The sequence below is a fragment of the Weeksella sp. HMSC059D05 genome (genome assembly GCF_001809725.1).
Classification (GTDB): Bacteria; Bacteroidota; Bacteroidia; order Flavobacteriales; family Weeksellaceae; genus Weeksella; species Weeksella virosa.
Map to the genome: position 1 here is coordinate 5,035 of NZ_KV798546.1, position 21,560 is coordinate 26,594.

At 34.5% G+C, this 21,560-nt stretch carries 21 protein-coding genes and 1 pseudogene; 18 read left to right on the forward strand and 4 right to left on the reverse strand.

All coding sequences use genetic code 11. The annotated features are described in order from the left end of the window. Nucleotides 1–486, forward strand: a pseudogene (locus tag HMPREF2660_RS10980) (BREX-1 system adenine-specific DNA-methyltransferase PglX); the annotation flags it as partial. Here the strand turns inward: HMPREF2660_RS10980 and HMPREF2660_RS11050 are convergent. Further along, nucleotides 469–786, reverse strand: a complete 318-nt coding sequence (locus HMPREF2660_RS11050) for a hypothetical protein (RefSeq protein ID WP_255356427.1) — start codon at nt 784–786, stop codon at nt 469–471. The pseudogene HMPREF2660_RS10980 and the gene HMPREF2660_RS11050 overlap by 18 nt on opposite strands. 194 nt (nt 787–980) lie before the next feature. Between HMPREF2660_RS11050 and HMPREF2660_RS06845 the strand changes: the two genes are divergently transcribed. The 11 genes from HMPREF2660_RS06845 (at nt 981) to HMPREF2660_RS06890 (ending at nt 12,369) form a co-directional block, all read left to right on the forward strand. Continuing rightward, nucleotides 981–1,595, forward strand: coding sequence for a master DNA invertase Mpi family serine-type recombinase (locus tag HMPREF2660_RS06845; protein WP_070486301.1), 615 nt, complete (start codon nt 981–983; stop codon nt 1,593–1,595). Nucleotides 1,596–1,659: 64 nt separating this feature from the next. Beyond that, a complete protein-coding gene (locus HMPREF2660_RS06850) occupies nt 1,660–2,262 on the forward strand; it encodes a DUF6088 family protein (RefSeq protein WP_070486303.1) in 603 nt (200 codons plus the stop codon). Continuing rightward, nucleotides 2,255–3,286 carry a nucleotidyl transferase AbiEii/AbiGii toxin family protein gene (locus HMPREF2660_RS06855; protein WP_070486305.1) on the forward strand — a complete coding sequence of 344 codons (1,032 nt, stop codon included), beginning with the start codon at nt 2,255–2,257 and terminating at the stop codon, nt 3,284–3,286. Before HMPREF2660_RS06850 ends, HMPREF2660_RS06855 begins: the two co-directional genes overlap by 8 nt. 28 nt (nt 3,287–3,314) lie before the next feature. Then, nucleotides 3,315–6,674: a helicase-related protein gene (locus HMPREF2660_RS06860; protein WP_070486307.1), complete on the forward strand. Its 3,360-nt coding sequence runs from the start codon at nt 3,315–3,317 to the stop codon at nt 6,672–6,674. A gap of 399 nt (nt 6,675–7,073) precedes the next feature. Continuing rightward, complete coding sequence (locus HMPREF2660_RS11055) at nt 7,074–7,223, forward strand: hypothetical protein (protein ID WP_221403263.1); 150 nt, start codon at nt 7,074–7,076, stop codon at nt 7,221–7,223. A gap of 542 nt (nt 7,224–7,765) precedes the next feature. Next, entirely contained in the window at nt 7,766–8,089 is a 324-nt protein-coding gene (locus tag HMPREF2660_RS06865) for a translation initiation factor (protein ID WP_013599030.1), read from the forward strand. 40 nt (nt 8,090–8,129) lie between these two features. Beyond that, complete coding sequence (locus tag HMPREF2660_RS06870) at nt 8,130–9,002, forward strand: nucleoside phosphorylase (protein WP_070486309.1); 873 nt, start codon at nt 8,130–8,132, stop codon at nt 9,000–9,002. Nucleotides 9,003–9,494: 492 nt separating this feature from the next. Then, on the forward strand, nt 9,495–10,034 hold the full coding sequence (locus HMPREF2660_RS06875; protein WP_070486588.1) for a helix-turn-helix domain-containing protein: 540 nt from the start codon (nt 9,495–9,497) through the stop codon (nt 10,032–10,034). A 2-nt stretch (nt 10,035–10,036) separates the two neighbouring features. Then, a complete protein-coding gene (cobT, locus tag HMPREF2660_RS06880) occupies nt 10,037–11,050 on the forward strand; it encodes a nicotinate-nucleotide--dimethylbenzimidazole phosphoribosyltransferase (RefSeq protein ID WP_141743573.1) in 1,014 nt (337 codons plus the stop codon). Between the two features lie 3 nt (nt 11,051–11,053). Continuing rightward, nucleotides 11,054–11,833, forward strand: coding sequence for an adenosylcobinamide-GDP ribazoletransferase (locus HMPREF2660_RS06885; RefSeq protein ID WP_013599034.1), 780 nt, complete (start codon nt 11,054–11,056; stop codon nt 11,831–11,833). Further along, complete coding sequence (locus HMPREF2660_RS06890) at nt 11,815–12,369, forward strand: histidine phosphatase family protein (protein ID WP_070486313.1); 555 nt, start codon at nt 11,815–11,817, stop codon at nt 12,367–12,369. The genes HMPREF2660_RS06885 and HMPREF2660_RS06890 overlap by 19 nt, the downstream gene beginning before the upstream one ends. Nucleotide 12,370: 1 nt before the next feature. On the opposite strand, the gene dnaG is transcribed toward HMPREF2660_RS06890, so the two are convergent. After that, nucleotides 12,371–14,302, reverse strand: coding sequence for a DNA primase (dnaG, locus tag HMPREF2660_RS06895; RefSeq protein WP_013599036.1), 1,932 nt, complete (start codon nt 14,300–14,302; stop codon nt 12,371–12,373). A 95-nt stretch (nt 14,303–14,397) separates the two neighbouring features. On the opposite strand from dnaG, the gene HMPREF2660_RS06900 reads away from it, so the two are divergent. After that, complete coding sequence (locus tag HMPREF2660_RS06900; protein WP_168160798.1) at nt 14,398–15,483, forward strand: glycosyltransferase family 9 protein; 1,086 nt, start codon at nt 14,398–14,400, stop codon at nt 15,481–15,483. Nucleotides 15,484–15,498: 15 nt separating this feature from the next. Here HMPREF2660_RS06900 and HMPREF2660_RS06905 read toward each other — a convergent pair whose 3' ends face one another. After that, a complete protein-coding gene (locus HMPREF2660_RS06905; RefSeq protein ID WP_013599038.1) occupies nt 15,499–16,323 on the reverse strand; it encodes a glycosyltransferase family 2 protein in 825 nt (274 codons plus the stop codon). An 81-nt stretch (nt 16,324–16,404) separates the two neighbouring features. Here HMPREF2660_RS06905 and HMPREF2660_RS06910 point away from each other — a divergent pair, with 81 nt between their 5' ends. From HMPREF2660_RS06910 to HMPREF2660_RS06920, 3 genes are read left to right on the forward strand one after another with little or no spacing between them, the layout of a single operon-like run. Beyond that, a complete protein-coding gene (locus tag HMPREF2660_RS06910; protein WP_013599039.1) occupies nt 16,405–17,163 on the forward strand; it encodes a glycosyltransferase family 2 protein in 759 nt (252 codons plus the stop codon). Beyond that, nucleotides 17,164–18,039: an ACP S-malonyltransferase gene (gene fabD, locus HMPREF2660_RS06915; RefSeq protein ID WP_070486315.1), complete on the forward strand. Its 876-nt coding sequence runs from the start codon at nt 17,164–17,166 to the stop codon at nt 18,037–18,039. It abuts the gene before it with no gap. Between the two features lies 1 nt (nt 18,040). Next, entirely contained in the window at nt 18,041–18,952 is a 912-nt protein-coding gene (locus tag HMPREF2660_RS06920) for a GYDIA family GHMP kinase (protein ID WP_013599041.1), read from the forward strand. Between the two features lie 16 nt (nt 18,953–18,968). Here the strand turns inward: HMPREF2660_RS06920 and HMPREF2660_RS06925 are convergent, their stop codons facing one another. Further along, on the reverse strand, nt 18,969–19,748 hold the full coding sequence (locus HMPREF2660_RS06925) for a Kdo domain containing protein (protein WP_070486317.1): 780 nt from the start codon (nt 19,746–19,748) through the stop codon (nt 18,969–18,971). 86 nt (nt 19,749–19,834) lie between these two features. On the opposite strand from HMPREF2660_RS06925, the gene HMPREF2660_RS06930 reads away from it, so the two are divergent. Together HMPREF2660_RS06930 and HMPREF2660_RS06935 are read left to right on the forward strand one after the other, a co-directional pair. Next, on the forward strand, nt 19,835–20,626 hold the full coding sequence (locus HMPREF2660_RS06930) for a glycosyltransferase family 2 protein (RefSeq protein ID WP_070486319.1): 792 nt from the start codon (nt 19,835–19,837) through the stop codon (nt 20,624–20,626). Further along, entirely contained in the window at nt 20,620–21,546 is a 927-nt protein-coding gene (locus HMPREF2660_RS06935) for a glycosyltransferase family 2 protein (protein ID WP_070486321.1), read from the forward strand. The genes HMPREF2660_RS06930 and HMPREF2660_RS06935 overlap by 7 nt, the downstream gene beginning before the upstream one ends. Nucleotides 21,547–21,560: the final 14 nt, after the last annotated feature.

The window sequence follows — 21,560 nt, forward strand, 5'->3', positions numbered from 1 at the left end:
GTCGGGTTTCTTAAAGCAAATTCTGGCAAGAAAGGACAAGGAATGCCAGTTGTCCGTAATCCGCAGTACTACTTTAAGGAGGGGTTTTGTTGGACAAATATTTTAAATCCTCAAGCTAGATTGTTAAAGGCAAAACTAAAATATAAATCAGTGAATGATGTAGGTTCTATGTCACTTTCTTCCATAGTAAATGAAGTGCCGAATTATTTTATTGTCATTCTTTTAAACTCCGAACTTTTATTTGACTATTATAGAGAGTTTATTAATGTTACTGTTAATATACAGATTAATGATATTAGACAACTCCCTATTATAATTCCTAATAAAAATGAACTACTCAAATGTAAGATATTGTTCGATGAAATCATCGATTTAAAAAAGCAAGAATTTTTAAAAAGTCATTTTAATGATAACATTAAAAATGAAATAGCAGCAAAAGAATTGATCTTAAATAATATAGTAAACACCTTATATCAAATGATATAGGGTGTTTACCTTCAAATCTAACTCTTCTTGTATTTCAGTTAGTTTCTTATCAGAATCTTTAGCTGAAAGCTCATTATTTAAATGTGATTTTTTTATTTCAATAGCTGAATCAAATATTTTTTTGAATTGTTCTAAAGTATTTTCATCAGGAATGAAAATTGGCAATTGCCGAGCATCATTTATCTGGAATGTTTGGGTGTTGTTTACGAACTCATCTACATAAAAACTGATGAATGTGGAATTAATCAAACAGACAATAAAATATGCAGGAACCTTATTTGTTAGAGAATACAAACTCATACTTTTCACGTCATTTATCGTTTTTGATTTTACACGACATTTGAGAAAAGTTGTATTTATATCTGAATAACAAAACCCCTCCCTAAAGTAATACATATATCCCTGATATCTTGCCTTAGGGTCTGTCTTAAGAAACCCGACCCTTAATTAGTACACCACCTTTTAAAATTGTTAAATTCAAAAAAGCTATTATTATGGTATATGGTTATATTAGGGTAAGCACTGATAGACAAACAGTAGAAAATCAGCGATATGAAATAAAGAAATTTTGCAAAAAAGAAACTTTAAAAGTTGATTATTGGATTGAGGAAACCATCAGTGGAACAAAGGATGTTGACAAAAGAAAATTAGGAGAACTTTTGGAAAAATTAAAAAAAGGAGATATTCTTATTTGCTCTGAGCTTTCTCGTTTAGGTCGAAATTTATTGATGGTTATGAGCATTCTTAACGAATGTATGAAAAATGATATTCAGGTTTGGACAATAAAGGACAATTATCGATTGGGTAGTGATATTAGTTCAAAGGTCTTAGCATTTGCTTTTGGTTTATCTGCTGAAATCGAAAGAAATTTAATCTCACAAAGAACTAAGGAAGCTTTAGCAAGAAAAATGGCAGAAGGAATTCATATTGGAAGACCAAAAGGAGTTTTATCTAAAACGGTTAAGTTAACAGGTAAAGAAGAAACTATAAAGAATCACTTAGAAAAAGGTATGTCCCAAGTTCAACTTAGTAAGGAATTAGGAGTAGCAAGAGGAACATTAGCTCGTTTTATCAAAAGAGAAAAAATAATTATTCAGATCAAAAATTGAAAACCAACTCGTAAACCGTCACAAATATTTACTATTTTTGTGACAAAATAAAGGGTTTGAAAAGATGCAAAGTATTGAGAAAAAAATAGAAAAATCAATAAAGAGCAAGCCAAGAGGCACGTTGGTCTTGCCTGATGATTTTTTGACTTTTGGCTCTGCGGATGCCGTTCGCCAAGCTTTGAGTCGTTTAGAGGATAAAGAAATAATAGTACGAGTAGCTCACGGAATCTATGTGCGTCCAAAAATGAGTAAATTAGCTGGTGCTCTTACTCCTTCGGCTGAAGAAGTAGCAGAAGCCATTGCTAAAAGAGATAAAATAAGAACCGTGCCTTCGGGAGGTTATGCTTTGAATGCTTTAGGGTTGAGTAATCAAGTGCCAATGAATATTGTTCTGCTGACAGATGGCTCTCCAAGAGTAATCAAAGTAGGAAAGCGAACGATAAAATTTAAAAAAACCACCCCTAAAAACTTATTGGCTAAAGGAAAAATCAGTCGATTGGTCATTCAGGCACTCAAAGAAATTGGTAACAAAAAAGTAACAGCAGAGGAAGAAAACAAAATAATAGCGTTATTGAAAGAAGAAGATGAAAACGATTTGAGGCACGATATAACTTTAGCACCTGTTTGGATTCAAAAAATAATGAAAAAAGCATTACCTAATGAATAAGAATAGTTTTTATGAGTTGGATAAATCCGATAAAATAATTCTGTTTACAGAAACAGCTACTCAAAAAGGAATGATGCCTTTCGCAGTAGAAAAAGATTGGTGGGTAGTGCGCACGTTAGAAATTATTTTTAAAACAAGTGCTGCTGAACATCTTGTGTTCAAGGGAGGGACTTCATTGAGTAAATCTTGGGATCTCATTCATCGGTTTTCAGAAGATATTGATTTAGCCATTGACCGAAATTTTTTAGGGTTTGAAGGTGTATTGTCAAAAAACAAACGCACCCAACTACGAAAAGCAGCCAATAATTACACTTCTGAACATTTCTACATAGAATTACAAGAAAAATTTATAGAACACGGTTTCAAAGATTTAAGATTTAATCTTGTTGAAGCAAAGGACAGTGATCAGGATCCACGGATTATTGAGATTTACTATCCTAATGTCATACAAAGTTTGGGCTACGTTCAGCCACGGATACAGGTAGAAGTTGGTTGTCGTTCATTGATAGAGCCTTATTCGTTACGAGCTGTAGTATCTTTTGTTGATGATTTGTATGCTGATAATGACTTTTCGGCGTTACCGATAGAAATACCTTCCGTAAATCCTGAACGAACCTTTTTAGAAAAGCTTTTTCTTTTACATGAGGAGTTTCATAAACCTTTAGAAAAAATAAGAGTAGATAGATTAAGTCGTCATTTATATGACGTCTATCAATTATCAAAAACGGAATTCTTAAAAGCGATTGAAAACAGTGATTTGTATAAAACAATTGTAGAACACCGATTTAATTTCACAAAAGTATCAGGAATAGATTATAATCTCTTATCGCCAAAAACACTTGATTTTATTCCGATAAACGAAGTGAGAGAGGCATGGAAACGAGATTACAAAAAGATGAGAGAGGAAATGATTTATCAACCAGATTCCCCTACGTTTGATGAAATTATTGAACAATTAATGATTATTAAAAATAGAATAAACGAACAGGGTTGGAATTTGGGAAAAGAATACCCTATTTCTTAATTGATGTTTTATATTAAAAATTTTTGAGATGCCAAACAATTTTATTACCAATAATAAACAACAAAAAACGCTCAAGACCAGGCTTAATACATTAATCAGTATCAGTGATGAGCTGAAATTTTTAGTTGGATTTTTTTACTTCAACGGTTGGGGTGAAATTTATAAAAGTTTAGAAAAAACTCCTGAGCAAAAACTCAAAGTATTGGTGGGTTTGCAAGTGTTCCAGTACGCAGGCAATGTGGTGGAATATGCTAACCATTTGGAGGAAAGCTTTTCCCAAGATGAAGCTTTCCAGAATTATTTGATTTCATTGGGTTTTGCTTTGAACAATGAAGAAATGGATACAGAAGAATTCTACAATCAGGTTGGATTCTTTGTGCAAATGATTTCCGAAGGAAGGTTAGAAATCCGTAAAACAGAAAACCCAAACCACGCGAAATTGTATCTGTTTCAACTGAATGAAGATCAGGCAGAAATACAAAGTATGCCTGGCCAATTCATCACGGGCAGTAGTAATTTGACACGTTCAGGGTTGCAAAATCAAGAAGAGTTTAATGTAGAAATTAAGGATTATGGTTATAGAGAGGCTGTTCAATACTTCGATGAATTGTGGGAAAGGGCCATCCCCATCACGGAGACCGAGGAAAACCGCAAACTCCTAATCGATTTTATCCAAAATAAAACGCAAGTGGCTACGGTCACGCCATTCGAAGCGTATTGCTTAGTGATCAAAACCTATTTAGATCTTTACAATCAAGACGATGAGAAGGTAGATTTGGACGGTTTGTTAGAGAAAATAGACCTCAAGAAATTCAGCTATCAAGCTGATGCGGTAAAGCAGGCGCTCCAAATGATCAATGAGCATAACGGTTGTATCATTGCCGATGTAGTAGGTTTAGGAAAATCGGTTATTGCATCAATGATTGCCCGACAGATGAATAAACGGGGCATTATTATTTGTCCTCCTGGATTAATGGGAGATGCTGAAAAAAAAGACAGCGGTTGGTGGGAATATTTAGAAAAGTTCGGATTACATAACTGGCAAGTTTACAGTCGTGGAATAGTGGATAGAATTGCTGATAACATTGAAGGAAGAGACTTTGAAGTCGTGATAGTTGATGAAGCCCATTATTTTCGCAATCAGGATACAGCAGACTATGAAAATCTATCGATGATTTGTCGCGGTAAAAAAGTAATTCTTTTATCGGCTACACCCTTCAATAATTCTCCAGCAGATATTTTTTCATTACTAAAGCTTTTTATTGTTCCCGGAAAATCCACCATATCTTTAGAGGATAATCTCGCAGGGAAATTCAGCCGGTTAAATTACGAGTACAAACAATTATCCGTAATTTTTAAAAATTGGAATTCTGCTGATGACAAGAAAAGAAAGATGGCAGAGAATTATTATACTACAATAGTTGATGAAAACTTGCCCATAGATATAAAAAAGGTTAAAGAACGGACAAAAATTTTATCAAATGAAATTAAACGTACCATAAGCCCTGTGGTAATACGACGAAATCGATTGGATTTGAAACAGGATTATGTTTATGCTAATGAAATTGGAGAACTCTCTGTTGTGAAAGACCCTGAAGAAGTTTTTTATTATTTAGATACGGAGCAAGATGAATTCTATGACAATATCATCAGTAAATATTTTGCCGAAAATGGAGTATTTACTGGTGCTATTTATCAGCCGTTCAGCTATGAAAAAATATTAAGTGATAAACTTGATGAATTTGGAAATAGACAATACAATCAGCAGAAAAACTTATACGATTTTATGCGTCGTATTTTAGTAAAACGATTCGAATCTTCTTTTGGTTCCTTTGAAAAATCCATAGAAAGGTTCTTACAAGTACATTTATTAGTTAAAGATTTTATTGATAAGACCGGAAAGTTTATTTTAGATCGTTCGTTTATTGATCGAATTAAAGATTTTGAAATTGAAGATATTGAAGCTAATTTGGAAAAATATGCAGCTGGGGATCTCAAACGTAAAACTCCTAAAAATAATGAAGTTTACGACATTAGCACTTTCCAAAGAAGGCAAGAATTTTTAGATGATATAGATTCGGATATTCAATTATTTGAAGCTATTCAAAAACGGCTGAAAGATTTGAAGTTAGTCGAGAAAGATCCTAAACAGGAAGAAATTATCAAAAAAATAAAAAATCTTTTAGTAAACGAGCCAGACAGAAAGATTATCCTATTCTCGGAATATGTAGATACCATTCATCATCTCGAAAAACGATTTAGAAAAGAATTTGGAAATGATGTTTTGATATGTGATGGTAAAGTATCAAAAGAGTTGGCCAAAAATCTAAACAGCGATTTCAATGCACAGTATAAAGGTTCAAAAACAAATCATTTTAAAATATTGCTAACCTCGGATAAGCTGTCTGAAGGATTTAATTTGAACAGGGCTGGGGTTATTATCAATTATGATATTCCTTGGAACCCCACACGTGTTATTCAGCGTGTAGGGCGTATTAATCGTATAGGTTCTAAAGTGTATGATGAGTTGTTTATTCTGAATTTTTTCCCATCATTAAAAGGAGCTGACATTGTAAAATCAAGGGAAATAGCACAGCAAAAAATGTTCTTGATTCATAATGCTTTGGGAGAAGATGCTAAGATTTTTGATGAAGATGAAGAACCAACACCAGCTGCATTAGGATCAAAAATCAATTCTAACCCCGAAGAAGAAGGAGAAGTAAATACCATTACCAAAATCAGAAATCTTTTTTCAGACTTACAAAAGAAACATCCTGAAATTATTGCAAAAATCAGTCAGTTACCTCCAAGGGTTAAAACCGCTAAAAGTTATCCCGAATATGAATTAAATGTATTAAGACGAAAAGGATTAAGTTTATTTGCTCAGACCGTAGGGAAAGAAGAAAGTAGAGCAATCAGAGAAATAGACTTTGAAGAACTTTTACAAAAAATAGAATGTAAAATTGATGAACCAACATTAAAACTTTCATCTGTTTTTTGGAATTTGTATGAAGAGATAAAAGAGTTTAAACCCAAATATAAAATGGGCAGAAGTGAAATTTCTTTAGAACAAAAAGCGATGGAAAATTTAAGAAAATCACATAAAGTAATTAAAGATTTAAAAGATGAACATCTAAATTTCATCCAAATGCTAATAAAAGACTTACGTTATTATCATACGCTTTCAATGAGAAGTATAAGACGTATCGGCGGTCAAGAATTGACTGATGATAAGAAGTCTATCCGTTCTTTTTTGGAAGAAATAACATATCTAAAACAACATCTTGGAGAAAACTATCTGGATGACATCGAATCCAGAACAAAAAGCCAAAGTAAAGAAGTAATAATAGCTATTGAGAACAATGATTTAAAAGAATTATTTCATTAACTTAAAAATTTTGATTTCTATAAATCTGTAAAATAATAAAATGCGTAAAATTCATAATTCTGTATCTTATTTGTACCATAAAAATATAACTAATTGATATTCATATATGGTTATTTTTGAAGAATGAAATAATTAGCAATTAACATCACACAACAATAAGCAATAAACCGTTGTAAATTAAATGTTTACAGCGGTTTTTTATATATAAATTTTTCTGGCTTTCCTTATTCGTTTTCTACTTATGCAAAAACTATTAATATATTTAGTTTTAACTAAATAATCTAAAAAAAATTACTTATTTTTTTGTTTTATATTTAAATGTAATTTTATTACTACATACTTATTTTGCTCTAAAACAATCTTTTAAAAAAGTTTTATGTGCAAAACAATTACATTTATTTGAACCCAGCAGAAACCGGATTGGACTTGTATCTTGGAGTCAAGAATTTTATTGAGGAATATAACCAAAGAAGACATCAGGGAATAGAAAATAAAAAGCCAAAAGATTTGTATAAATTTGAAAAAACAATTCAACTTAAATCAGCCTAATTGTAGTACAGGAAATGGGTAGTACTTTAGTGGATTGGATCAATTCCTGAGCATTGGGAGCTTAAAAAGCTTAAACATTTTGGATATATATCCAGGTTTAATTGTTAAAAAAGGTGATGATTTTAATAATTTATTTTTTGAAGGAGCAAAATAATTTGTAACATTTACAACTATTTGCAATTATGCTCAAATTAAAGAAAAAAGATTTCAATATGTAAAGATTTCTCTACATGAAATTCAGAACGAAATAAATAAGAACGATTAGCTTTTTTTAATGAACACATGCGTAAACTTCAAATAGAATTTGCGAAGAAACTCACAGATGCGCACTTCAAACAAGATATGCTGAATAATAAACAAAGATTTTAAAGAAAATAACGCAAAACATCCAAAACCAATTCTATCACAAAGAAACCTAAATAAAAAAGAAAACGAAATGTCTTTTTTTTAACTTTGTCAACACACAAAAAGTTGAATGATGAGTTTTTATTTGCTTTTTGTGTTTATATAATCATTGAATACAAATAGACGATACTAATAAAATGGATTTACAAGAACAGTTGAAAAATCTCTTTCCACAGCACGAATTTGAAGAAGAAGAGAAAGAAGAAAAAAACGGGATATGGTTACAAGACGAACCACTTCTTTGTAAATACGAAAAAAGAAACGGGAAAGTAAATACGGTAATCGAGGGATATACGGGTGCCGATAACGATTTCAAAACGCTGACTAAAGAACTAAAAACTTTGCTCGGTGTAGGAGGAACCTACAAAAACGACCTCATCGTTATTCAGGGCGATTATCGCGACCGTATTATGGAGTTTCTGCAAGAAAAAGGCTTTAAAGTGAAGCGTGTCGGCGGATAATTTACTATCTTAGTTCTTAATTTTTTTTAATGAAGTAGATATGAGTAAAGCATCATCAGAATTGGTACTTAACCCCGATGGGAGTATTTATCACTGCAATATAAAACCCGAACATTTGGCCGATTTAGTAATCACGGTGGGCGATCCGAATCGAGTAGAAAGAGTTTCTAGACATTTCGATCAGATCGAACACAAAGCATCAAAGCGCGAAATTATATCACATACCGGGAGCCTGAACGGGAAAAGAATTACTGTGATTTCTACAGGGATGGGAACCGACAATATCGATATTGTCTTGACCGAATTAGACGCCTTGGCCAACATCAATCTAGAAACAGGTGAAGAAAATCTAACCAAACGTCGGTTAACAATTGTTCGTTTCGGTACATCGGGCGCTTTGCAAGGCGATATCCCAATAGATTCTATTTGTTTAGGTACCCATGGATTGGGGCTGGATGGTTTGCTGCATCATTATGTCGGTAGCGAAAAAGTATTTGACCATGCAATGGGAGAAGCCTTTACCAAACACAGCAATTGGTCGACCAAGAAAGCCGAACCTTATATTGTAAAAGGATCCGAACGATTATTCAACGTATTATCATCTGAGCAAACCCACCACGGAATTACGGCTACGGCATGCGGTTTTTATGGACCACAAGGACGCTATTTGCGATTAGAGCCCAACCCAGTAAACATCAATGAACTGCTAACAGATTTTGAGTTTGAGGGGCATCGTATTTCTAATTTCGAGATGGAGACTTCGGCTATTTATGGACTTTCGGCCATGATGGGTCACGAAGCTTTATCGGTAAACACCATAGTGGCCAACCGAATTCGAGGAGAATTTAGTAAAAACCCATACGAATCGGTAGATCGAATGATCGAATATGCTCTAGAACGTTTAACCAAGTAGTACTACGAATAAGAAAGCAAATAACAAAGAAAAAAATAACCGGCTCTTGCCGGTTACTTGAGGTTAGTATTTCGCCAACCAAAGAATTTGTAAAAAAAGAATAGAGAAATTAATCCATACAGTTTCTATAATTTAAACGCTGCATTTTCTAGCATCTTACTTAGCTTTATTAGAAATAAACAGCTCTTTTTATTTTGATTATTCTAATCAACAATCAGCAATAAATGTACATTATTTTTATTTAGTAAACAAATAATCTTCAATTATTTTATATTAATTATTGTATTTGTAGAAGAATCATAATTGACTATGCGCTGTAACCGACATTTCTTCAGTCATCGCTTGTAAATCTTGCTTTTCACGCTGTTTGTTTTTTCCTACCTAAACAGAAAAAATGATAAACAAGCATCATTTGCCCGAAGGGATAAAAAAACGTATCTTTCACATGTGAAAAATAATACAGTTTGTCCTACAGAATTGTTTGTCAAAAACATGGTTTGTTACCGGTGCAAAGTAGTTGTAGAAACGATTTTGCGACAGCACAATATTTTGTTCGAACAAGTAGAATTGGGTAAAATCAAATTGCATTCATCTCTTGATAAACCAACATTGGCCGAGTTGAAGAAAGACTTAGTAGCCGTTGGTTTCGAGTTGTTGAATGATCAGCGAAGTAGATATATCGAGCAAATAAAACAAGAAATCATCTTCTTGATACATCATCAAAACAACGAATTACACGTCAATTTATCTAATTATCTTAGCGAAAAAATTGGTGTTGAGTATAAATATTTATCCAATCTTTTTTCGATCAGCGAAAGACAAACAATCGAGAAATATTTCATTCTACAGAAAATAGAAAAGGTAAAGGAATTGATGGAGTATAATGAGCTAACTTTGAGTGAAATTGCTGCAAACCTCAATTATTCGAGCGTTGCACATCTGAGTACTCAATTCAAAAAAGTAACCGGAATCACTCCCAGTAATTTTCGTCAAATGCAAAAGAAAAGCAGACAATCTATTGATAAACTATGAATATGACCTTGTCCGAAGAATTACAACACAAAATAGATTACAAAACCAAACCATTGGGCGCTTTGGGCGATTTAGAAATTTTGGCTAAAAGAATTGGTTTAGTACAGAAAACAACATCTCCCGAACTACAAAGCCCTCATATTGTTCTCTTTGCAGCAGATCATGGTTTAGCCAAAGCGGGCGTAAGTGCATATCCACCAGAAGTTACATTTCAGATGGTAGATAATTTCCTGAAGGGTGGTGCTGCTATCAATGTATTCTGCAAACAAAATAATATCCAACTAAAATTAGTTGATGCAGGAGTCGATTACGATTTTCCTAAGCATCCACAACTCATCGATTTCAAGGTAAGAAAGTCGAGCCGAAATATGTTAGAAGAACCGGCAATGACCAAGGAAGAGTATCAATCTTGTCTTGCCAACGGCCAAAAGATTGTCCGTTCTATACAACAAGAGACCTCTTGCAATGTTATTGGCTTTGGAGAAATGGGGATTGGGAATACATCGGCCTCATCGTTGCTATTGAGTAAAATATTCGATTTGCCGATAGAACAATGTGTCGGGCGAGGTACAGGAGTAAATGATGAACAGTTGCAAACGAAAATCAACATCCTAGAACAAGTATTATCGCTTTACCCTGCAGTGAAAACTCCCGACGAAATAGCACAGACATTTGGTGGGCTAGAGATAGCACAAATGATGGGTGCAATGCAAGAAGCCTATGAACAACAAATGTTGTTACTGATCGATGGTTTTATAGCCACAGCAGCAATTAGCCTTTTATGGAAGAAAAACCCTGCCATTTTACAACATTGTATTTTTTGCCATCTAAGCGATGAACAAGCCCACGGAAGAATCTTAGAAATATTAGAACAAAAACCTTTGTTGCAACTAAGTATGCGTGTAGGTGAAGGGACAGGTTGTGCAGTTGCCTATCCCATTATCGAAAGTGCAGTGCTATTTCTCAACGAAATGTCGAGTTTCGAACAAGCCAATGTATCGAATAAAAATGAATAAATAGTGCTGAAAAAAGAGTTGATTTATTTGGCAACGGCCATCATGTTTTTTACCCGAATACCAATACCGGCAAAGCTCCCGTATTCTGAACAAATCATGAACCAGTCGCAAAAATATTTTTCATGGGTTGGTCTAGTTGTCGGGATTTGTAATGCACTTTTTTTGTATTTGGGGATGCAATTATTCGACTTTTCGATTGCAATAATATTGATGATGATTGGTAACGTATTGCTAACTGGCGCATTTCATGAAGATGGTTTTATAGACGTTTGCGATAGTTTTGGAGGCGGCTATGGCAAAGAAAAAATACTAACCATCATGAAAGATAGTCGGGTAGGAGCGTATGGAGTAATTGGAATTATTCTACTTTTTGGTCTGAAATTTTTCACGATTTCTGCCCTGCTTGATTATCATTTTTCTACTGTTTTATTGGTTCTTATTTTTGCGCATACCTCGAGCCGATTTCTTTCGGGCACAATGATTTATACCCATCAATATGTTCGTGATATCGACCAAACCAAATCAAAACCTTTGGCAAACAAGCCTTTGGATAAGAAAGCTTTGTTTATTAGTTTTTTGCCGGTAATACTGGTATCGATTTTGCTCAAAAATCCTGCGTTTATAGGTGTTTTTTTATTTGCTTTTTTGGGTAAAATTTATTTGGGCTGGTATTTCAAAAAACATATTGGTGGCTACACAGGCGATTGTCTAGGAACCGTTCAGCAAGTTTGCGAAGTACTCATCTATCTAGGAACATTACTCGTATGGAAATACATTTCTTGAGACATACACCGGTCCATAACCCCGAAAATAGATGTTATGGAAAATCGGATATTTCTTTGCCCGATAACTATTTAGAGCATTTTGGTAGGATAAAATTAGATACGGATTACGATTCTGTCTTTTCTAGTCCATCGGAGCGTTGTACTAAAATTGCCGAGCATTTTGGGCTAAAATATACAATAGACCAACGCATTACTGAACTGAATTTTGGTGATTGGGAAGGAAAAAAATGGATAGAAATACCACAAAACGAAATCGATCCTTGGTACGAAGATTTTGTATATTATCCGACCAAAAATGGCGAAAGTTTATATGATTTGCGTCTAAGGGTGAAAGAATTTATCCGTACTGTAAAAGAAGAAAAACATACAAAAGTGTTGGTCATTACCCATGCCGGTGTGATACGTTCGGCGATTCAACTTGTATTGGATTTTCCGATGAAAAACTTTTTCTTAGTTGATTGCCAATTCGGCAAAAAAACAATCATTGCCTATCAAGAATCTGGGGCAAAACTTATTGGTATCAACCTAGATTAATTTAGACAACTCGATTGAGAAAGTGATTGAGATAGTTTTTTAGTTTCGTCAGACGCATGATTTTTTCTAAAATTTCGATCCTCACTTCACCCTCAAAATCAGAGCTTTGCGTAAGAGGAAGTAGTTTTTTTATTTCGTTTTGCACGTATAAACTTTTGAAGTTTAACAGCGTGTCTTTTACTTCTTTATCGATATTGTGCTCGATGTCTTTGATGTAGATTTGTTGTTTTTCTTTCCAATTCTTACTCACATGGTATGGAGAAATCAACGCTTGAGAAGTGAAATTGGTAATTTCTTCATCCATGATTTTAATGAAAAAATCACTAGTTCGAAGTTCATCTTTTTCATAACCAACAATTACATCATCCAAAATTTTTTGATAGAACGGATTCTGAAATTGCAAGTTATCAGCCTCTAATTGATCCAATACTTCTTCTATAACCGTCGTTTCGTACTGCTCATTATTCTCATCATGTAGCTGAATCACTTTGTCACCAAACTGCAAAATAAGTTGAATAATTTTTTCTTCGACTATAACAATCGGATCCACAACTTCGTTGAGATTAGATTTTTGGATGGTGAGTTCTGCCGAATCTTTTTTTTCTTCTTTAGTTGGTTGCTGATTAATTTTTTTAGTGTATTGAGCAAGTTCTTTGAACAGTACTTTGTTGCTTACTTGCATCAATTTTGCTGTTTCTTCGATATAGATTTCTTGCTGAATCAAGTTCGGAATCAGTGCAATACTCTCGACAATGTTTCGGGTGAGCTCTGCTTTCTTGATCGGATCATTTTCGGCATCTTCCATCAAGATTTTCGCCTTGAATTGTATAAAATCCGTTGCGTTTTCATCGATAAAGTTTTTTATTTCTTCTTCGGTATGATTTTTTGCAAACGAATCGGGATCTTGACCATCTGGGAAAAGCAAAACCCGGACATTCATTTCTTGTTCCAAAATCAAATCAATACCTCGAAAAGAAGCTTTGATGCCTGCCGCATCCCCATCGTACAAAATTGTAATGTTGGGTGTTAGACGCTTAATCAGAAGAATTTGTTCTTTCGTTAGAGCCGTTCCAGAACTGGATACTACATTTTCTATACCAGCCTGATGAAGTGCCAAAACATCGGTATAACCTTCTACCAACAAACATTGGTTTTGTCTAATGATACTTTGTTTAGACTGGTACAGACCGTATAGAACTTTACTTTTATGATAGATTTCGTTTTCGGGAGAATTGAGATATTTAGCTGCATTTTTACGATCGTTTCTCAAGACTCTACCACCAAAACCTAGTGTTCTGCCCGAATAACTAAAAATTGGGAAAATAACCCTTTCACGGAATCGGTCGAATTTTTTATCTTCTTTATAAATCACCAATCCCGATTGCTCGATAATATTTTTTGCATAGCCTTTTTCTTCTGCAAAATTTGCAAAAGCATCCCAAGCAGAAGGCGAGTAACCTAATTGAAATTTTTCTATTATTTGTTTGGTAAAACCTCTTTCTTTAAAATAACTCAAGCCTATACTAATACCTTCTTCGGTTTGGTGTAGCTGCTGCTGAAAGAATTTATTCGCTGCTTCGGTGATAAGAAAAAGACTTTCTTTATTTTTGATGGCTTCGTTATTCTCTGGCGCAAAACTGCGATCTTCTTCTACCTCTATATTGTATTTTTTGGCCAACCATCGCAAAGCTTCTGGGTAGGAAAATTGTTCAATTTCCATAAGAAACGTAACGACATTCCCACCACGTCCAGAAGAAAAATCTTTCCAGATTTGTTTTCCTGGTGAAACCACAAAAGAAGGAGTTTTTTCATTGGCAAAAGGAGAAAGTCCTTTGAGATTTGCACCTGCTCTTTTCAGTTGCACAAAATCGCCAATAACCTCTTCTACACGTGCGGTATCAAAAATCTCATCAATTGTTTTCTGGGTAATCAAGATAGTCAACTTTTTAGTAGCTTCAAATTTAACAAATCTTCGGCAGATAAGATGTTTTTTGTTAATAGCTAATGATTTTTCAATATTTTTGCGGTATGAATCATCAGAAAATTTTGATTATCCAAGAAAAAATGATCGGGGACGTATTGATCAGTTCTTTGATTTGCAACAACCTGAAAAGAAAATTCCCAAATGCTAATATCCACTATCTTGTTGCGCCAAATACGCCTCCTGTTTTGCAAGGGAATCCTAATATAGATCAGCTGGTGATTTATGGTGATTTACAAAAAAATAACGTACTAGAATTTTATGATTTTATCCGTAGTATTCGCGCTTCTAAATACGATGTTGTGATTGATGCGTATGGTAAAATTGGCAGTAACTTGATTGCTTATTTTTCTGGTGCCAAAAAAAGAATAGGATACAAGGAGAAAAATAGATTGGGTGTCTACAACGTAAAATTGCCGTATGCAGTACAAAAAAAATCATTCAAAGGTTTGGCAATCGAGCGAAGGTTAGAGTTGCTGAAACCTTTTATGGACGAAACAGAAATGGATTATCTACCCAAAATCTATTTCAGTGATCGGGAGTTAGAAATCGGTAAAAGTATGGTAGAATCTATTGCAGATACTACTATTTGTATGGTTAGTTTGTTTGGGAGTTCGCCCAACAAATCCTATCCATCGGCTTATATGGTAAAAGTTTTGGATACGATAGGGAAACAAGATAATACGACAATCTTGTTGAATATTCTACCGAATCAACAAGAAGAAGCCGAGCAAATTATAGAGGCCTGTTTGCCTGCGACTCAAATCAAAATCAACACAGCTATTCGTGGAAAAGGATTACGAGATTTTATCGTATTGATGAATTTTTGCGATATTTTGGTAGGAAATGATGGTGGAGCTGTGAATATTTCTAAGGCGTTGAATAAACCGACTTTCACTATTTTCTCACCTTGGGTACCCAAAGAAATATGGAGCATATTGGATGACGGAATTCAACATGTTGGCGTTCATCTCAACGATTATCAACCCGAATTGCTTAGGGGTAAGAGTGAGCATAAATTGAAAAACGAAAGCCAAAAATTGTATCAAGAATTCCGTCCCGAGCTTTTTACCAAGCAATTGACAGAATTCTTAGAAAGGCATCAAGAGAAAAATAGATCATGCTATCTATAAAAGATGAAAAAACGATTATGATTTTTCCTTAATTCCGTGATCAGTCCACGTTATTTTTTCAGATACTGTTATTTCTCGTATATTGTTGTTTTGTTTCAACCCAGCTCGTTTCACGTAGTTTCGGTCGTGATCGAGATGGATACAAATGGCCGAAAACCTTATTTGCTTCGCTCGAATTCCGTTATTACACAAGCGTTCACCTAACTCTCGATCCTCGCCACCATAAACCATACGCTCATCAAAACCATTAACTTCTAAGATGTCTTTTTTCCATCCAGAAGAATTGTGCCCATTCCATGTTGGGGCTGTTGTCGTTATACGATTCATTATACTTTTTAGCAAAGTACTGCGATGAAGTTTGGTGAGTTTGAAGTTGTTTTTTTGTCCTTTCTCTATCAACCAATTTTTATCAAAACATAATTGATTTTCTATATCACTTTTTTCTATTGCATTGGAAACTTCACGTGAAAGTTTTATATAACCACCCGAAAGATAATGCTTGTGTGTTCTGTAGGCAATGTGAGTAGTGATAAAATCTTTTCTTGGGATGCAATCGCCATCGGTGAAAATAAGATAGTCTGAGTTGCTGGATAAAATTGCTTTGTTGAGAATTATTGTTTTTCTGAAACCTAAATCTTCTTGCCAAACGTGTTTTATTGGGAAAAAGGTTTTGTTTCTATATTTATTTATTAGCTTTCTCGTTTCTTCAGTAGAACCATCATCAGCTATAATGACTTCAAAATCCCTAAAATCTTGTTGCATATAGCCAAGTAAAACTTTTTCTAGCCACAGAGGTTGATTGTAGGTGCTGATTATAACACTAGTAGAGAATTTCTTCATGTGGTTTTGTGTTTAATACTTGATAAATATAAAGTATTTTTCTTAATAATTTTAACAAATTTCCATAATATTGCATCAATAATGGTGAAAATTTCTGCGTTACTCATCGCTTATAATGAGGCTCAATGGATTAAGGATTATCTGCATCAATTAGATTTTGTAGACGAAATTGTCATTGTTGACTCTTACAGTACAGACCAAACACAAAAAATTGCTTTACAAAACCCAAAAGTTCGGTTCTATAAGCGTGCGTTTGATAACTTTGCCAATCAACGAAATTATGCCCTTTCACTTGCACAAAACTCTTGGGTGCTTTTTCTCGATGCTGATGAGTTTATTCATCCAGCACTAGAAGAAGAAATCAAACACAAAGCGGGCTTAGATGATGGAGTAGTGGCCTACAAGATAAAGCGTAAATTTTATTTTTTAGGAAAACCCATTCATTTTTCGGGTCTCAACCTCGACCAGGCCTATCGCTTATTCGATAAACGATTTTGCAAGTATGATGACAAAACCTATGTGCACGAGCGTTTATTAGTCGACGGGAAATCTGAAGTGTTGAAGGGAACCTTGAAACATTATTCCGTAACCAATATCAATACTTATAAGGTGAAATTAGATTATTATTCTCGCCTGAAAGCTGCCCAATTGTACAAAGAAAACAAACAACCAACGGCATTCCATTATTACATAAAACCAAGTGCAAGATTCGTTACGCAATATTTTATCAAACTTGGCATTCTCGATGGATTCGCAGGATTACAGTTGGCAATTCTCAATGCAAAAGCTGTATATTTACGGTATTATTATCTGAATAAATTAATAAAAAACATAAAATAAATGAAAGCTTATATATTTCCAGGTCAAGGAGCTCAATTCAGTGGAATGGGAAAAGATTTATACGATAATCACGCAAAAGCTAAAGCACTTTTTGACAAAGCAGATGAATTATTGGGTTTTTCTATCTCTAAAATCATGTTCGATGGCAGCGCCGAAGACCTTAAACAAACAAAAGTTACTCAGCCAGCAGTGTTTCTACACTCGGTGATACTAGCCCAGACCATTCAAGACTTTACACCATCGATGGTTGCGGGACATTCCTTGGGTGAGATTTCTGCCTTGGTAGCAGCAAAAGTTCTCGATTTTGAAGCGGGTCTGCAGTTAGTCTACAAAAGAGCAATGGCAATGCAAGCAGCTTGCGAAAAATCACCTTCTACCATGGCAGCCATTTTAGGGTTAGAGGATGAAATTGTCGAAAACATTTGTAAAGAAACACCCGGAAATGTAGTTGCTGCAAACTATAATTGTCCTGGACAATTGGTAATTTCTGGTGAAATACCAGCAGTAGAAAAAGCCTGTGAAATGTTAAAAGATGCGGGTGCAAGACGAGCTTTGATTTTGCCAGTTGGCGGAGCCTTCCATTCATCTTTGATGCAACCTGCAGAAGAAGAGTTAGCAAAAGCAATAGAAGAAACAACATTCAATACACCAATTTGCCCAGTATATCAGAATGTTACAACCACAGCAATTACAGAGCCTGCAGAACTAAAAAAGAACCTAATTGCACAATTGACAGCTCCGGTGAAATGGACACAATCGGTACAAAACATGATTGCAGATGGCGCTACAGAATTTGTAGAAGTTGGGCCAGGAAATACACTACAGGGTTTGGTGAAAAAAATCAACCGTGAGGTTGCAACCTCATCTGCAAGCTAACATGGAACAATCTTTTTTAGCAAACGGAAAGTTATTATTGATAGGAGAGTACATTGTTTTAGATGGAGCTCAATCATTAGCATTGCCAACAAAATTTGGGCAGAATATGCATGTTTCAACTTTTGAAGCCGAAATAGAGGAAATCGTCTGGAATGCCGTTTTGGTCGATGAAAGTACATGGTTTAGTGTGGTTTTTGATGCCAATACCTTAACTATAAAAGAAACGACGGATCAGAAACTAGCTTTTGATTTGCAAAAAATTTTGCAGCAAGCAACTCTACAAAATCCTACCTTTTTTCTCGCCAATCAATCCTATCGAATAACCACAAAACTCACTTATCCCCAGCAATGGGGATTGGGGAGTAGCTCTACTTTGGTTGCTCTTTTGGCTCAATGGATGAAAATAGACCCGTATGTATTAAACCAAAAAACTTTTAGAACAAGCGGCTATGACATTGCTTGTGCCTACGAAAACAAACCAATCTTTTTTTGTAATGCTCCAGAAATTACTGTGACTTACCCGCAGTTGAAGTGGAATTTTTATGATGATTTGTATTTTGTTTATCTTAACCAAAAACAAGATACACAGGCTGCCGTTGGAAAACATTACCGAAATAGGCCTAAAGATCGGGCAATGATAAACCATTTATCCGACCTGGTAGAGAAATTATCTACGGCTAAGGAGTTGGATAATTTCGAGGCGATACTAGATGAATATCAGACGATTCTAGCTAATTTTATGCAGTTGCCAAAAGTAAAAGAGGAGCGTTTTCCTGAATATGAGGGTTGCGTGAAAAGTCTTGGTACATGGGGTGGTGATTTTGTTTTGGTGACGTATCGTGACGGAATGCATGCTTATTTAGAAGAAAAAGGATATTCAACTATCCTTCCATATAATGATTTGGTTTTTTGATCATTTAAGTAAAGTGTTATTCCTTCCCGATTAATTTTTTTAGTCTTTTTTTTCGTGCTTGTTTTAGATGAAATTTTTGTTGAAATTTCTCTGTACCAGCCCACATTTTATCTATCACTTCTGCTGGTGGTAACTGCATCAACCGTGCATATTCTTTGGCCATAATTTCTACCGATTCTCGATGGGGCGTTAAGCGAACAAAATTGTTAATTCGCTGTTCTAATGTCATCGAATCATGAAATTTCATCCGATTCAGATCAACCAAATAAAATTCGTACGTACCATCTTTTTTGTCAAAAATTAGCGTATTACCTGGAGAATGGTCTAGAAACTCTATACCAGCTTGATGTAATGCAAAAGTAAATTGCGTAAACTGTCGGAGTACATTTTCCATATCAGGGAAATTGGGTGTATGCACAACCTCTCTATAGGTGAAGTCTTCTCTGATAAATGCACAAAAATAATACGAGTCTAAGAAAGTTATGGCAGTTTTATTCTCAACATACGCAATGGGTGTTGGTGTCTTAAAACCTTTTTCGATCAGTATTTTGGCATGTCTATAAGAACGCTTTGCTTTTGATTCTCTAAAAAAACGGTAAACAATTTTATTAATGAAGTTGGGAATCTTAAATGCTTTTATTGTGCAAATTTCACCATTTTCTAAACGCAACTTTTTAATTGAGTTTCTGCTACCTTTGACTAAATAATCTTGGTTATCTGAAAAATTATTAATAGCACACTCAATCTCTCTTATATCTGTTGAATAGGTAGAATTTACCACAATTTCTTTGCTCATGCTCTTGGCTGTTATTCTCTTTTTGAGCAAATTTAAAAACTTTAGTCGGCAGTGTCAAAGATATGTTTATTTTTGTTGGCATGAAGATGAACACAAGCTTGGTTGTATCAACCTATAATTGGGCAGAAGCCTTAGAATTGGTTCTGAAAAGTATCCAAGTCCAAACACATTTACCAGATGAAGTTATCATTGCAGATGACGGTTCTACAAAGGAAACTAAACGAGTGATATATGAATTCAGGCAGGGATTCCCCAATCCAGTTACGCATGTTTGGCATGAAGATCTTGGTAACAGAAAAGCAATAATCATGAATAAAGCGATTGCGAAAACAACCTCCGATTACATTATCAGTATTGATGGTGATGTGATTTTACACCCAAACTTTGTAGAGGATCATTTGGCAATGGCCGAAAAGAATACATATCTCTACGGCTCTAGAGTGAATATCCAGAAGTCGAAATTGCAAGAAATATTTCAACATAAGACGATTCATTTTCATTTTTTTTCGAAAGGAATCAAAAAAAGAGGACGTACCCTTCGTTATCCGTTTTTAGCAAAAAAACAAAAAAAACATAGCAGTTTTTCGTCGAAAATGCGCGGATGCAATTTTTCTTTTTGGCGAAAAGATTTTATAAAAGTCAATGGTTATAATGAAGAAATTACAGGTTGGGGAAGAGAGGATTCTGAATTAGTGCTAAGAATGCATAATGCTGGAATATTAGCCAAACGACTAAAATTTGCCGGAATTGTCTATCATATGTACCACCCAGAACAGAGTAAAGAATTTTTGGATCGCAATGATAAAATCCAACAAAAAACCATCGAGCAGAAATTAACCTTTGCCTCAAAAGGCGTCAATCAATATACAGAATGCTAGACCTCAGTATCGTAACAATTAATTACAACACAAGTAATGCAACGATTGCGTTGGTAAAAAGTATCGTAAAAAAAACAACCAAGGTTAAGTATGAAATTGTCATCATCGATAATGCATCAGAAAAAGTGGATTATTTTCATTTACAAGACTTGGTGAAAGAACTAAGTTTACCCAATCTAAAACTAGTCAGAAGCAATATTAATACTGGTTTTGGACAAGGAAATAGAATAGGTTACGAGGCAACATCTGATAGCAAATATGTTGCATTTATCAATAACGATGTAGAGTTGATTGATGATTGTTTTCCTGTTCTAAAGGATTTTATGGATCAACATCTGGAAGTCGGCATTGTCTCTCCACAATCGGTAAATGAACGGTACGAATTCGTTCCGACGATAGATCATTTTGCATCTTGGCAGAGAGAAATTTTCAGTAGGAAATTCCTAGAAATGGTTAATCCGAAAAGATTCCCGAAGCGTAAAAAAGTTTATTCTCAACCAATTGAAGCAGATTTTGTTGCCGGATCTTTTTTATTTATGCGACGTGTAGATTTTGATAAAATTGGCGGTTTTGATGAAAACATCTTCCTTTACTATGAAGAGACAGATCTATCGAGAAGAATGAAAGCAATTGGTAAAAAAACCATGCTCATTCCGACCATTCAATATAAACATATACATGGACTCAGCACCAAAAAATCCATGGCTATAAAATTAGAACAAAAACTTTCGTTGATTTATATTATCCAAAAACATCAAGGTTGGTTAGCATCTCGTTTGGTATTGATATTTTTCGGTACAAAATATTACTTTTCTACCATTCTACAACCCAAAAAATGGCCTTTGCTACGTGCAAGCTTACAAGGAATGCCACTTACATTATCCCTAAAACATCAACAAAAAAGTAAAACGCTTGAATGAAAATAAAAACTATA